7 protein-coding genes are annotated in these 16,101 nt (G+C 41.9%); 4 read left to right on the forward strand and 3 right to left on the reverse strand.

Annotated features, from left to right (window positions below; genetic code table 11):
- Positions 1 to 322 precede the first annotated feature (322 nt).
- Complete coding sequence (locus tag AC0L4E_RS14790) at positions 323 to 5,326, forward strand: S8 family serine peptidase (RefSeq protein WP_473679811.1); 5,004 nt, start codon at positions 323 to 325, stop codon at positions 5,324 to 5,326.
- Between the two features lie 111 nt (positions 5,327 to 5,437).
- On the opposite strand, the gene AC0L4E_RS14795 is transcribed toward AC0L4E_RS14790, so the two are convergent.
- On the reverse strand, positions 5,438 to 5,842 hold the full coding sequence (locus AC0L4E_RS14795; protein WP_473679812.1) for a LysR substrate-binding domain-containing protein: 405 nt from the start codon (positions 5,840 to 5,842) through the stop codon (positions 5,438 to 5,440).
- Between the two features lie 44 nt (positions 5,843 to 5,886).
- Positions 5,887 to 6,393, reverse strand: coding sequence for a LysR family transcriptional regulator (locus AC0L4E_RS14800; protein ID WP_473679813.1), 507 nt, complete (start codon positions 6,391 to 6,393; stop codon positions 5,887 to 5,889).
- A 442-nt stretch (positions 6,394 to 6,835) separates the two neighbouring features.
- Between AC0L4E_RS14800 and AC0L4E_RS14805 the strand changes: the two genes are divergently transcribed.
- Positions 6,836 to 11,812 carry a S8 family serine peptidase gene (locus AC0L4E_RS14805; protein WP_473679814.1) on the forward strand — a complete coding sequence of 1,659 codons (4,977 nt, stop codon included), beginning with the start codon at positions 6,836 to 6,838 and terminating at the stop codon, positions 11,810 to 11,812.
- A 118-nt stretch (positions 11,813 to 11,930) separates the two neighbouring features.
- Here AC0L4E_RS14805 and rsuA read toward each other — a convergent pair whose 3' ends face one another.
- The gene (gene rsuA / locus AC0L4E_RS14810) at positions 11,931 to 12,620 is read right to left on the reverse strand and encodes a 16S rRNA pseudouridine(516) synthase RsuA (RefSeq protein ID WP_473679815.1); all 690 of its coding nucleotides are present in this window, start codon (positions 12,618 to 12,620) and stop codon (positions 11,931 to 11,933) included.
- Positions 12,621 to 12,942: 322 nt separating this feature from the next.
- Here rsuA and AC0L4E_RS14815 point away from each other — a divergent pair, with 322 nt between their 5' ends.
- Entirely contained in the window at positions 12,943 to 15,015 is a 2,073-nt protein-coding gene (locus AC0L4E_RS14815) for a M13 family metallopeptidase (protein WP_473679816.1), read from the forward strand.
- A gap of 284 nt (positions 15,016 to 15,299) precedes the next feature.
- Positions 15,300 to 16,094 carry a RelA/SpoT domain-containing protein gene (locus AC0L4E_RS14820; protein ID WP_473679817.1) on the forward strand — a complete coding sequence of 265 codons (795 nt, stop codon included), beginning with the start codon at positions 15,300 to 15,302 and terminating at the stop codon, positions 16,092 to 16,094.
- The last annotated feature ends 7 nt before the right edge of the window (positions 16,095 to 16,101 follow it).

Here is a 16,101-nt window from a genome sequence, read left to right on the forward strand (position 1 = left end):
ATTATTAAGTTAACCATAAAAACAAAAATAAAACCAGCTGCGACACACTAATGTAAAACCCTGAAAAACATAAACTTTAACGCACTGCGAGTCGTATCAAAATGTATCAATAAGAATTTTACCTATCAATTAATAATAAGTATCAAGCCGATTCATAAAACGCATCAATCAAAAAAGCCTTCACTTTTTAATTAATAGTTTCTATGCATTGTTTAATGATTAATTTCGCATTGGATTATCAATTAACAATTTTGCAATATCTATTTAACTGCCAAATTTAATTGTTTGCGGTTAATAAAATAATAATTAATAGGGAAGCATCATGAGAATAAAAAAACTGACATTGATGACACTCGCTGCTATTTATGCAGGTGGTGTCGGCAGTGTAGCTGCTGATATAAATCAGCAATCTACACTGGATATTTTACCGCAAATACCTTCCACCATTGATATGATGGAATTGCACAAACAAAAACAATTAGCAATTCAATCTAAAACTAATTCAGTTTCAACTCCGCTACGTCAAAGAAATTCAACAAATATACATTATGAACGTAAGTCTGCTCAGCAAAAGATTAATTTAGAACAAGGCCTTAGTGGTGAACATACTTATATTGTTCGATTAAATGACAAACCGATTGCTACCTACGATGGCAATATTCCTGGGTTGCTTTCAACCAAGAAAGCACTGCAGCGTAAACGCAGCAACATCAACAGTTTTAATGCTCAGCCACAACATCAACAAGCCATCGATGGTTATAAAACTCACTTATTGAACAAGCAGCAGCAAGTCATTGCATCGACTGGTGTTCAGGCGGATAAACAATTCACCACCGCCATCAATGCTTTCACGGTAAAAATGACCCAACAGCAAGCGATGCGTATTGCAGAGCAATCTGAAGTTGCCTTTATTCAGCGTTCAACTAAATTACAAGTACATACAGATGTTGGCCCTGAACATATTGGCGCAAGCGGAATTTGGGACGGCAGTGCAACAGCTAATGGTATGAAGTTTAAAGGCGAAGGCATGGTCGTTGGTATTATTGATACTGGCGTGAACACAGATCACCCTTCTTTTGCTGCTATCGGCGGTGATGGCTACGCTCATACTAACCCGCTAGGCAGTGGTAACTATTTAGGCGGCTGTGCTGAAGCTGAGTTTGCCGATAAATGTAATGACAAACTGATTGGTGTTTATACCCATGAGAGCATTACTGGTACTTATCCGACTGACATGCAGTTTGGCGAAGATTATGAAGGCCACGGTAGCCACGTAGCAAGTACGGTTGCTGGTAACATTTTATATGATGTCGATGTAGTAACAACTGAACTTGGTGGTGGTGCGGGTAACCCAGTTGGCGTCACCATGCCAATGATTTCAGGTGTTGCACCTCACGCAAACATTATCTCTTATCAAGTCTGTGATTCTGATGGCTGTCCTGGTGATGCGATTTTATTCGGTATCGAACAAGCAATACTTGATGGTGTTGATGCGATTAACATGTCAATTGGTGGCGGTGAAAGCTTCCCTTGGGATGATGCATTTGAAATGGCATTTTTATCTGCCCGTGAAGCAGGTATCGCAGTAGCGCTTTCTGCTGGTAACTCTGGCGCGGCTTATGGCGCAGATAGCTTATACACGGTAGATCATACTTCACCTTGGGTGTTAAATGTTGCTGCAACCACTCACGCTCGAAGCATCAATATCCATGATAAAGCAATTAAAGATTTCAGTGGTGGAGATGCAGGCTTAACCCCTGAGCAGCTAGATGGTGCAGGTATTTCAGCAGAGTTCACTGGTGACTTTGTGATTGCTGGCGATCACGGTGATGCCCGTTGTAACACTCCTTTTGCCGCAGATACATTCCAAGCTAGTGACATTGTGATTTGTGAGCGAGGTGATATTGCTCGCGTTGAAAAGGCAATGAATGTTCAAGCTGGCGGCGCTGGCGGATTTGTACTTTATAACACTTGGTCAGAAGGCGATGATGTTGCTGATGATGCTTACGTTATTCCAGGTATTCATTTAACTGCTAATCAGTACTTTGGAAGCTGGAATGTTAAAGGTCTGCAGCCTTGGCTGATGTCTGCTAATGGCGAGACACTGTCTGGCACGATCACCGCATCGCGTGCAACCCGTGATATCAATCCTGATGATGCTGATTGGTTAGCTGATTTCTCTTCAAGAGGCCCATCAAGCACTGTTGATGAACTGTTTTCGCCAGGCATTGCTGCGCCAGGGGTTAATATTTTTGCAGCTTGGAATGATGAAAGCCCATTCAACCCACAAGGTGATACTAGAGATTACAATAGCATCAGTGGTACATCGATGGCTTCACCGCATATTGCCGGCATGATGGCATTAATTCGCCAAGCTAATCCTGATTGGAGCGCAAGTGAGATTCAATCAGCAATTCAAATGACTGCTGATAGTATGGCAATTAAAACACCTCACCCAACTTCACAAGAAACAAAAGTCGCTGGAGTTTACCGTGCAGGTCACGGCCTAGCTAACGTTGAACGTGCAATTAATGCGGGTTTGTTAATGGATGAAACCGCAGATAACTTCCGCCGCGCTAATCCACAAAATGGCGGCTTAGTACGCGACCTAAACTTACCTCAATTAATTAATAATGATTGTGGCCGTAACTGTACTTGGCTACGTACTGTAACAGCAACGAAAGATGGCACTTGGCAAGTTGAAGTGAACCACGCTCAAGAAGGCCCTATGTATTGGGACTATTCACTTGATCCAAGTTCAAAAGTGACTGTGACTCCGTCTGAGTTCAGCTTGAAAAAAGGTGAATCTATTACCTTAACCATCAATGGCTCATTTGAAGAGTCAGATATGGCATGGTATGACGGCACCATTGCTGAAGCTCATGGCGAGATTCAGTTTATTGCTTCTGACGAAACCATTCCAACTTCACATTGGCCATATTCGGCTAAGTTCCTCGGCACAACTCTCCCTAATACCATCAACGTAAAAGCCCACGATGATGCCGCATCTCATACCATTGAGAATGTCCCATTTGGGGTGCCTGCCAGTACTTTATCGGGTGTTGCTTATACCCCAGTTGAAGCCATCGTGACTGAGTTTGATGTTCCAAGACAACAGTTTAGCGACCAAATGGTTGATGCTGATGGTTTCTGGGATACTAGCCTAGCTAATATCAAGACCTTCAATGTTAATGTGCCAGCCGATACTGCGGTGTTTAGAGCAGAAATAACTGACCGCATTAAGTCTTCACTTAACACGGCTTATGATGTTTTTGCCGACGCTGACATTATGATTTTCCAAGATTATAACAATGATGGAAAGTTACATTACTCAGAGGCAATCTGTGGCTCTCAACTGCCACAAACTTCAATTGGCGAATTTTGTGCACTGGAAAATCCAGCCGCGGGTGAATACATCATCATGGTACAGAACTACTTAATGTACCCATGGGAAAATGTTGATACCTATGAAATGGCATACGCAATTGTTGCCAAAGATCAAAGCAATGACATTAGCCTCACCTTTAGCGACTCAGAAGACCTTAACTCATCAGTAAATATTGATTGGAATATGATGATGGAAGAAGGTAAAACCTATTATTCCGCAGCAGCAATACAAGCTGGCAATAATGAAGAAGGTTCACTGGCGTTAGTTCCATTGATGATTGAACGTGGCGTTAATACTGTGTCAGTGAATAGCTCACAAGATGCAGCACGCGTTGGCGATATCATTGATATGAGTTTATTGGTTCAAGCTAACCAAACAGGTACAGACCGTAATGTTGAATTAACGGCAGTGTTATCTGAAGGGTTAAGCATTGTACCAGGCTCACTCATTGAGCTAGAAGGTGTTGAAGCAACTGAGACTGGCTTTACCCTTAACACGAGTCAAATGAATACTTCAGACAAAGAAACCAACTATATTGTCACCACTAACGAAACAGATCCTATGTGTCGTACACCGTGGAATATTGACTATATCGACGGTACACCCATTGATGGTAAGTATGTTGATCTGTCGAAGTTTGATATTCAGCCTACATGGGGAAGCTTCTATGAGACAAATGAATGGGGCGGCGGAAGCTGGACTCACGAAATCACCATTCCAACCATTTACAGCGATATGCAACCATTTGATAATGCTGATTACTTTGTCACCGACCAAGTCGTACTGAGTTCACGTGGTTGGTTGCAACTTGATTACGTGCAATTCAATCCATGGGATATCATGCCTCAGCAAGTGCATTTAGAGTTACCGGCTACCACTTACTCTACGCCACCAGACTTTATTGTCGCGCCGTTATGGAATGCTGAACAAGATATCAACTGGAACCAAAAAACGACCTTAGCAATGTATGAGCCTAGCTGGGATTCAAACCTGCAACAAGGTGTCTCAGTTGCTTACTTTGAAGGTTACACATTAGTTGAATGGGATAAAGCTTCAACCCACGACTTTGGTTACGATGATAACTGGAACCAAACTATCATCCCTCGTGATGATAGCTATGACTTCCAAGTATTTATGCGTGAATATACCAGCCATAAAGCAGGTGAGTATGAATACATCATGGCATACACTAACATCGATGCGGGCACTCAAAATGGTTCAGGCTCAATTGGTGTACGTGGGTATAATGGTCCTCGAGCTGGCTTCTGGCCACTGAATGGTCACCAAGGTGCGTCTTACGCCTACAACGATCTAAACGACAAACTACAGGACGAATTAGTCGTTTGTTATAACATCGATGGACCGCAATCGAGTCGAGTTGAAGTCAGCTTCCAAGCTGAAGTGATGCATGCAGCCCTTGGTCAAGAGCAAATGGTTGAAGTGACAGGCACTGTCGACGGTATTGCTGATGCTAATACTGTACAAACTATCAATGTTGCAGCCAATATTTCAATGCAACCAATCAGTGATCATATGGTTGATGAAAATGGCACGCTAACCGGTATCACTGTTCATTATATTGATAATGATGGCGGACAATCAGCCAACACTATTACTGTAACGGGTGATAACTTTACTGCCACAGTGAATGGTCATACATCTGGTTCTAGCTTTGATATCACACCAGATACTGACTTCTGGGGAGAAACCTTAGTGACTGTTTCAGTTGCAGATAATGTGTTCCCAACCGATATGACCTCAACCACCTTTATGCTAACGGTTAGCTCTGACGGTATTGAACCAACACCACCAGCAGAAGAAAACCCAGTTGAACCTGAAGTTGAAGAACCAAAATCAAGTTCAGGTGGTAGCTTAGGTATATTAAGTTTGTTGATGGTGGCAGGTTTAGCTGCAAATCGTCGCCGTAAACTGCACTAGTATTTTGCGAAAAATTACTCAAATTGAGTTAAATTAACTCATCAAAAAGGTCTTCATTTGAAGACCTTTTTTATTTTGCAAGATAGCTGAACTCATTATCGAACTTATGTTCTAGGCTGGTATAGCTTGGTCAACCTCTTCTTTGTCAGGCGTTTGTAACTGCACAGCTTCAGCACGATTAACTAAAAACTTAATAAAGCCATCAGCGGCTTTAGAGTGAGATTTTTCCTTCAATGACACCACACTGAAACGAGCGTAAATCAGTGGCATAACATAGGGAGATAGCTCTACTAGTGTGCCTTTTTCGATCTGACTTCTCACCGAAATTTCTGGGGTTAATGCAATTAAATCACCGTTGATAATCGACTCTTTAATCGGATGGAACTGATCGAAACGAACCATGCCAGAAAAATCTTCACGTTGCTGCTTGAATAAGTCTTCAAACGCATCGCCAATTGATTGTGGTAAATGGCGCGGAATCGCTAAGGGGTAATCTCGAAATGAGGGTAAAAACAATCTTGGTAATTGAGTTAATGGATGCTCTGGTCGGCAGCAAAAAATCACTTTAAAGGGGGTAATTCAGTCACCGTTAACAACTCACTTTTCTCAAGTTCAGTGACTTTAGTTTCAGCAACAAAAAAATCAATATCACCATAAATTAACTGCTGATATAGCTCTTCCCATGCAGCCACTTTCAGCTCAACACTGATATCAGCAAAGTCTCGTAAAAACTGACCTACAATTGGGCCGACTAAACTATTGGATGGAATTGGACTAGCACCTATGCGTAACTCTTTGTCATCGAAGCCCTGAAACAAGGTAACCTCTTGCTCCATTTGCTCGAACTCTTTAAGGATTTTCTGTCCATGCTTAAGCAAAACTTGCCCTAATGCCGTAACAGACACTGATTTAGAATCACGATTTAATAATTGCCCACCAATCAGCATTTCAAGGCGCTGAATGCTTTTTGATAATGAAGGTTGGGTAATATTGAGTATTTCAGCCGCTTTATTGAAATGTTTCACCTCTGCAAGCAACACAAAATGCTTAATATGCCTTAGCTCCATATTTTACTTTCTCCAACATTGCTCGACGATATATCGATCATACCGACCTTCAATGTCTATTCAGTTTCATCATTTATTGGTCGTACGACCTTAACAAATGAAAATAACTAATCAATCGCAAACCCCTTTTCAAACTGTGACCATTTGTATCCTAAAGAACACTTTTAACTAGCAAGCAACATCAGCAACTTAAATGTAACACCCGCAATCCTTATTGAATCAACATAAGCATCTCCCAAGAAAACAACATGTTAAACACCAATCAACTTAATTAACATTTAGTTAACGTCGCACAACTTGTATCAAAATACCCTTTTATGCATTCCCTTCGCGCATTTATGCATAGCCCAAAGACATTGGATGTGAGCTGCTCTGAAAGATAAAAAGGTGAAGGCAGGATTTTGCTTGACCTGTTCAGACAACAATAATAGGGAAGATTTCAATGCAACTAAAAAAAATAAGTCTAATGACGATTGCAGCGATATACGCTGCAGGAGCAGGATCTGTTGCTGCTTCAAGTTCTGCAGATAATCAATTCCGCAGTATCGAAATAACAGATGCCATCATAAAATATAATGAAGATCTAAGAAGTGGCAAAAATAGAGCTGGTAACAGCCTTTCACGTCCAACCAGTAACGGAAAAAATGTTCATAGGGCAATTGCAACAACCGAAAACAGTAAAGTGCCTTTTCAATACCAAGCAAACCTTCAAGGTGAGCAAACTTATATTATCGAACTAAGTGATAAACCTGTGTCTCTATATCGTGGAGATAACTCACAGTTTCAAGCCACATCGCCACAGTTAAGTACCGTTCCAACCATGCTTAACCCTCGCGGCTACAACAAACTTGATATTAATAGCAGTGCGGTCAAAAGTTACAGCCAATTCCTGACGAACAAGCAAGATCAAGTTCTATCACAGATTTCAGCAAATGTTGGTGGACAATTAGATGTCAAAAGTCGCTATACCTTAGCTTTCAATGGTATGTCTCTTAAGATGACTCAAGAGCAAGCTGCACGAGTTGCTGAATTACCTGGTGTACGCAATGTTAGTATTGAAAAAATTTATGAACTCCATACGGATAATGGCCCTCAACACATTGGTGCGGAAGGATTATGGACAGGCAGTGCGGCTGATGATAAATACAAAGGTGAAGGCATTGTCATTGGGGTACTAGATACCGGTATTAACTCCGACCACCCTTCTTTTGCTGCAACAGCTGGAGATGGCTACGTTCACTCAATGCCCGCACGTTACGATAGCTATTTAGGTGACTGTGAAAAAGCTGAATTTGCCAGTATGTGTAACGACAAACTTATTGGAGTTCGTTCATATGAGAGCATTACTGACAGCTATATGGATCCATTATTCCAACCAGATGAACCTTCTTGGAATATTACAAATCCAAAACGCCCTCAAAATGGTGAAGATTATAATGGCCATGGTTCTCACACTGCATCAACTTCAGCGGGTAACGAATTATTCAACGTCGACCACGTAGTCGGCGAACCAGGAGAGATGGCTGACGGCTTGCCAACTGGATTACAGTTTGAGAAAGTTTCAGGGGTTGCTCCCCGTGCAAATATCATCATGTATCAGGTTTGTTTCGCTAGTGATGGAAGCTATGGCGACACATACCAAGGCTGTCCAGGCTCTGCACTACTATCAGCAATTGAAGATGCTATTGCCGACGGTGTTGATGTTATCAACTACTCTATTGGTACAACATACGGCACATTCCCTTGGGACGATCCAATGGAGCTTGGCTTTTTAGCCGCTCGAGAAGCTGGAATTTCAGTATCAGCTTCTGCTGGTAACTCTTACGACCCTGAGTATGCTAGCCAAGCACGCGGGGCAATTGATCATTTTTCTCCTTGGTTAACCTCTGTCGCAGCAACCACTCATACTCGAGAAATAACCGTTGAAGGTAAAATGCTTACTGACTCAATGGGTGGTGACCAGTCATTAGATGATCTTATTGGTGGTGGTATTACTGACGCTTATACCGGCCCTGTAATACTCGCTAAAGACTATGGCTATGAATTTGAGAAATGTAACGAGCCTTTCCCTGCTGGTTTCTTTGATGTTGATCCAGACGGTAATGCCTTTACCACAGCACCAATCGTTGTTTGTAAACGAGGAGATATTCCTCGCGTAACCAAAGCAACGAATATTGAAGCTGGTGGTGCTGGCGGACTTATTTTATGGAACTCTGGTTACTCAGAAACCACTAACAACGATGCTTATTCAATCCCAGGCATTAATATTGATTACGGCAGCTACTATGGAAGTAACCAAAACGGATACTACGGCTTACAAAAATGGTTAGCTTCTGGCAGCGATCATATGCTGACCATTACTGCATCTGAAGTATTAGCAAGTGAACGTACTCCAGATTATGTTGCTGATTTCTCATCTCGTGGTCCAAACTTCGAAGCGCCAGATGTGATGTCGCCAAGCTTAGCGGCGCCGGGTGTTGATGTGTACGCGGCATATGCAGACGAAATGCCATTTAGTCTACAAGGTATGCCTGCTGACTGGGCTTCAATTAGTGGTACTTCAATGGCTGCACCTCATGTTGCAGGCGCTATGGCATTATTAACCCAAGCTCACCCAGATTGGACAGCGGCACAAATTCAATCAGCCCTAATGACAACGGCTTCGATTGAAGATGCAACTCGCGCACGTGACGCTTCACCTTATGATCCTGTTCCTGCTGGTTACAGCGATGCGGGTAGCGGTGTAATAAATGTATCTCGAGCTAACAATGCAACACTATTGCTTGACGAAACATCCGATAACTATCGTGCAGCAAATCCGCGTAATGGCGGCAATATCCACACATTGAACTTGCCATATTTCTATAATGATAGCTGTGCAGGTACCTGTAGCTGGATGCGTACAGTAACGGCGACTGAAGACGGAACTTGGACTGTCGAGGCTCTACCAGAGACTATCGATGGTGCACCGATGTTAGAGCTAGAAGTGTCACCGAAAACATTCACTTTGAAAGCGGGTGAAACTCAAGCCATTAGCCTTACAGCTAAAGTGCTTGAAATCGAAGCCATTGGCGCTGATTCTTCATCACTTCAGTTAACGGGTTCAGTGAATCTCACTAATTCCAATACTGCAAAACCTGTACAAAAAATGCCTGTAGGCGTTCGATTTAAAGGAGATTCTCTACCTCAAGAAGTCTCAGGTATTATTCACCGTGCCCAAGGTCATACTCTGACACCTATGCTAACAACCGATGAAGTACAATCGCTAAATAGTAAAGTAACAGGGTTAACTAAAGGCCAGAAATTCAATTATGAATTGCCAATTGCATTAAAAAGAACTTATGACGAAGGCCTAACAGTTGAAGAAATTGAAACTGGCGGCGCTAAAGTTATTTTCTTTGATGTACCTGAAGGCACTCAACGTATCGTTTGGGAAGTATTATCTGTTGATAAACTCGCTTATTCATCAATCGATTTAGGCATGGATATCAACCAAGATGGTGAAATTCAATGGTTAGATGAAGCTCTTTGTTATTCATACACAGATAACGGTGATTACTGTGCAGTCAATAATCCAGCTCCAGGTCGTTACTGGGCAATCGCCGCTAACTGGAAGTTCGATTATGAAGATCCAAAACAAACTTCTGATGAGTTTGTCCTAAGTCTTGGTATTGTCAGTGCATCTGACGAATCAAACATGACCGTTGAGGGTGAAGCTTCCACTGATGGAGTGACTCCATATCAGCTAGCATTAAACTACGACTTACCAGATGCTGTTGAAGGCGATACTTACTATGGTGTTGTTAATTTAGGTAGCGATGACTATAACGATTCAAACCTAGGCAGTTTCCCTGTCAAGTTGACTCATATGGGAATGGATACCAAAATTGAAGCTTCACAAACAGCTGCAAAAGTCGGCGATACTATCGACTTTATTGTAGAACTTGCCCCTAATTTATTAGGCGGAGAACGTGAATTCACAATAAACGCCAACCTTTCAGAAGGTATGCAACTCATTGAGGATTCAGTGGCTGTTGGTGGAATTGGTAACTATGCCGAAGGGATGACAATTGAAGGGAATACTGTATCTATTAGCGCAGCTCAACCTTCATCAAGTGATATGCCACGTCATTACGAATTTACTACCAACCTTGAAGATGCAACGTGTAAGGTGCCTTACGGTGAAGATCCATCGTTCTTCGACTTACCATCTCAAGGTCATCAGCATATGAATATACTGGGTACTGCTAATCAAGTATTCTATATTCCAATGGAAGAAAGTGGTCTGCCAACCATTCCATTGTATGCTAACCCAGATGAATTTAGTCAAAATGTTTTGGGGATCTCACCGTTTGGATATATTCAGCTAGATAGTAATCCAGACTTTTGGAATGCTCATATCCCATTTAATGATGATTTCCAGTCGTTCCCTGATACCATTATTGCACCTTTATGGCGTGGCGATGTAGAAATGCCTCAAGCCACAATTGATTGGGCAACCTTCCGCTACAATAACGCTGTTTATGGTGTAGTAACGAATGATCACTACATCTTCCAGTGGGATGGTGGTCAAGAATGGAATAGCTTCTTAACAGGTAACTTAAATCCTGATCCTGACGCAAAGTTCAACATTCAGACGATTATTTCAACGGGAATCAGTTTTGATGCTGAAACTCCTGAAATGATTTTTGCTTACCACACTTTAGAGTCTGCAAATGACAATATTGGCTCTATCGGTTTACATGGTTACTGGGGTGAAAGAACTGCATTTGGACCTTCATTAGGTTACTTAAATGATGGATTTGCCTATAACGATGTCGACGACAAAGTCAGTGAAGGTATGGTCATTTGTGCTGATTATCGCGGTCCAGAGCAAACTGCAGTGTCATTGAAGTTCTCAGCTCGTGTATCTGCTAATGCGATTGGCGCTGACAGTATGCTGTCGGTTGAAACTCAGTACTCAGATTCTGAATTAGTATCTGTATCTCATACCATTTCAACGCCAAGTAACATCACTGTTGCTGATATGGCTGATATGACAATGGAAGAGAACACGACTGCTGAAGGCTTAACCGTTATGTATAACGATGTTAAAGGCACTGTCAACGGCATGATGGTATCAGGTGAGAACATCACTGCTGAAGTAACGGGTGAAACCTTCTCGATTACCCCAGATGCTGATTGGCACGGGACAACAGAAGTCACTGTTACCATTCATGACATGGCTTACCCTTCAGATAGCGCATCTACTAGCTTCATGCTAACGGTTAATTCTGATGGCGTAGACCCTGCACCAGTTCCACCAGCAGAAGAAGCTCCTGAAGAGGAATCAGCTTCATCTGACGGTGGTAGCTTAGGGATCTTTAGTTTGATTTTAGTTGGGTTATTAGGCGCAAGTCGCCGTCGTAAGCTACACTAGAATAACGTTCCAAAACTAGTGTATTGGGCCTTCTGCAAAGAAGGCCCTTTTTTTGGATAGTAAACTCTAAATCAAAGTTAGCAGCAGTGTTTAAAACAGAAAAATAAGCTAGATGAAATTAAACTGATTTGACTTCTTCATCGGTAAGATAACGCCACTCGCCTTCCAATAAATCATCTTCCATCTCGATGCTACCAATGGCTTCACGATGAAGATTAACCACTTTATTACCGACGGCTGCAAACATCCGCTTCACTTGATGATATTTACCTTCACTGATGGTTAAACGTGCATGAGTCGCATCAATAATTTCAAGCACAGCAGGTTTGGTTAACCCATCTTCGCTGCGCAGTTGTATCCCTTCTTTAAAGGTTTCAACTAAGTCCTCATTTAATGGGTCGGCGACTTCGACATAGTAACGTTTGCCACAGTCTTTTTTAGGTGAGGTGATTTTATGCGACCATAAACCGTCACTAGTGATCAGCACAAGCCCGGTGGTATCAACATCGAGACGTCCAGCGATATGTAAAGTGTCGACCTTCTCAATATCCATTAAACTCAACACCGACTGATACTCTTCATCAATGGTTGAGCAGATGATATCGGCAGGTTTATTCATCATAATGTAACGCTCGCCAATAATATTTATCTGACGACCTTCGATACACACTTGTGTGTCTTGAGCCACTTTAAAGCCGGCGTCTTTTACCACCACACCATCACAAGTCACTTCACCAGACTTTAAAACTCTTTTTGCCAGTGAGCGAGTCAGCTCAGTACTTTCACAGATAAACTTATCTAAACGCATTATTACAACCAATTGAGTGCCTAATTAAGCGCTATTATGAGCTTTCAATAATTAAATGAACATCAAATATTCTGCTATAGCTGTAAAACGGTAATTTTTAGTTACATATCTTCCTATTAAAAGCTCACATTTTATCAACAAAAGCCAGCTATCCCCTTGTTAAATGACCTTTTCAGCACTTAACATAGGATTCACAACTATAAAGACTCATTTTTTATTTACTATTTCTCGTTAGAAAGCGCTTTAGCGAGCAAGAGTAAATGAAAAATTAGCATCTAAAGCTCATAGAAGGGCTTATTAAAACAATGCAAAGGGAAACAACATGAAAAAGTTGGTTATTGGAGGTCTTTGTGCCTCTCTTATCGCAGGCCTAAGTGCTTGTAGCAACAATGAAGTTCAAACCACATCAAAAACAGCCACAGCAGAAGCGGTGCAAACAGCCCTAACCTCAGGTATCGATTTCCAAAACATCGATAAATCTGTCCGTCCGCAGGACGACTTTTATGAATACGTTAATGGTACTTGGTTAAAAACAGCTGAGATCCCAGGCGATCGCACCAATATTGGTGCCTTTTATGACTTACGTGAAAATGCCCGTGAAGACGTAAAAGCCATTATTGAAGAAGTGGCAGCAATGCCGAACCTCAAAGCTGGCAGCGATGAGCAAAAAGTTGCTGACTTATACCGTGCGTTCATGGATGTTGAGACACTAAATAAGCTAGGTGTGACACCTATTCAAGCTGAGTTTGATAAAATCGCTGCGATTGATTCAAAAGCTGATTTAACTAACTTTTTTGCTTACAGCCAAGTAAACGGTTACGGCACACCACTCGCGTTTTACATTAACGTTGATGCTAAAGACTCTACACGTTACGCCACACATATTTGGCAATACGGTCTAAGCCTTCCAGAGAAAGATTACTACTTTAATGAAGAAGAGCGTTTCGTTAATATTCGCAAAGCCTATGTTGAGCACATTGAAAAAATGTATAACTTAGCAGGCCTTGCTGATGGCAAAGCGGCTGCCGAATCTATTTTAGCCCTTGAAACTGCCATTGCAGAAAAACATTGGGATGTGGTTGAAACCCGTGACAGCACTAAGACTTACAACAAGATGATGGTGTCAGAGCTTGCTGAACTTGCACCCAACATCGATTGGACTCAATACCTTGCCACTATGGGTGTTGCAGACCAAAAAGATATCATTATCAATCAACCTAGCTATGTAAGCGGTTTAAGTGAAGTAATTGGCGCGACCGATTTAGACACCTTAAAAACTTACATGACTTGGAATGTGTTAACTCACTCAGCCAGTAACTTGTCTGAAGCCATTGATGCTGAAAACTTTGATTTCTTTGCTAAAACCTTAAACGGCCAAGAAGAACAAGAGTCTCGCTGGAAGCGCGGTGTAAACACAGTCAGCGGCACTTTAGGTGAAGTTGTAGGCAAAGTGTACGTTAAGCGTCACTTTACTTCAGCAGCTAAAGATCGCATGAGTGTCTTAGTTGAAAACTTACGCGGCGCCTACGGTACTAGTATTGATTCTTTAGATTGGATGAGCGCAGACACTAAAGTTGCAGCTAAAGATAAGTTAGCTAAGTTCAACCCTAAAATTGGTTACCCTGATAAGTGGAAAGACTACAGCAAGCTAACCATCAAGGGTGATGATTTAGCAGGTAACGCTAAGCGTGCAAGTGTTGAAAGCCATAATAAAGATATTGCTAAATTGGGCGGACCAATCGATAAGGGCGAGTGGCACATGACACCGCAAACTGTTAACGCTTATTACAATCCAACCATGAATGAGATTGTATTCCCAGCAGCTATCTTGCAGCCACCATTTTTCAACATGCAAGCAGATGACGCTGTTAACTACGGTGGTATCGGCGCTGTAATCGGCCATGAAATGGGCCATGGTTTTGATGACCAAGGTGCTAAGTTTGATGGCGAAGGTAACATGCGTGACTGGTGGACCGAGTCTGACTTAGAAGCCTTTACCGCTAAAGGTAACGCGCTAATCGCTCAATACGATGGCTATCAGGTGTTTGATGATTTACATGTCAACGGTAAGCTAACCCTCGGTGAAAACATCGGTGATTTATCGGGTGTTACCATTGCTTATAAAGCTTACAGAATGTCACTTGATGGCAAAGAAGCGCCTGTGATTGATGGCTTAACGGGTGACGAGCGTTTCTTTATGGGCTTCACTCAAATTTGGCGCGTAAAAATGAAGGAAGAAGCACTGCGTAACCGTGTTGCTACAGACCCGCATTCGCCAGGTCACTTCCGCGCTTTAGGTGCGTTATCAAACATGCCTGAGTTTTACAGCACTTACGATGTGCAAGAAGGCGACAAGATGTATATCGAGCCTGCTAAGCGCGTAAAAATTTGGTAAAAAGTTAAAATAATAGCTATTCCAAAAGGAATAAGCCTTATTAAAAGGACATCATTTCGATGTCCTTTTTTCTTTTCTAAAAATTGCAAATCAAACCAAGCCCTACATCCCGTATCACACTATTCGAACTGACTTTGTAAAGAAGCGTAAACCGACCCAAACTCGATAAAATATTCAGCATTGATTCAGCTTCAGTCAGCTAAAGTAATCACATATCCCAAAAGGGTTATAAAAAGTTTTTATTACTCGTGCATTCATTACTTAAAGAGTCAGTGGTAACGCAAATGAACAGAATTTTTCGTACCTTTTTTATCTTTATATTTTTACTCACTACCCGCAATGCTGTGGCTGTCACCGTTGACACCAGCCCAGTAAAGCCTGTTTATGGTGTTAACCACACTCTTGTAGATGATTTAGAAAGCCTGTTTAATTTAGCTAGCACCTCAGGTGCTATGCCAAAGCAATACACTGATGATTTGAATCAGTTATTTGAACGAGCGCCACTAGCACAAAACGAGCTAACCGATTTACTGAATAACATCAGCCAAGATACACATACACACACGCTAATCCCTGACATCAAAAGTTATCAACGAGCTCAACAAAAAATTGACCGTAAATTTAATGGTGATGCCAGTTACATTACTGATATAGCCAGAGCAACCTTGGTCGCTGATGACGTACAAACACTGATGCGTAGTTATCACGCATTAGCTGAAACCACTGAAGTTGTGCAAGTCAAAAACCGCTTTGCGGAGCCCAAAGCTTCAGGTTATCGCGACCTAAACTTGCTAGTAAAACTGCCACAATCAAAGATGATTGTTGAAGTACAGCTGCACCTAACCAAGATTGCCGATATTAAAAGCGGCCCTGAACATCAAGTATATGAGCAAATTCAACAAATCGAAGCTATCGCACAAACCGAACACCGTGCACTGACTGATTTAGAATTGATGCACATCGTTAAGCTTCGTCAATCATCTCATAAGCTTTACCACAAAGTTTGGCTTAGCTATAAACGCCAAAGCCTAGCTCAATTTGACAACACTCAAATAGGAGACCAAACACAAGCTGCATAACCCCATT

The sequence above is a fragment of the Shewanella sp. GJ50-10 genome (assembly GCF_055808815.1).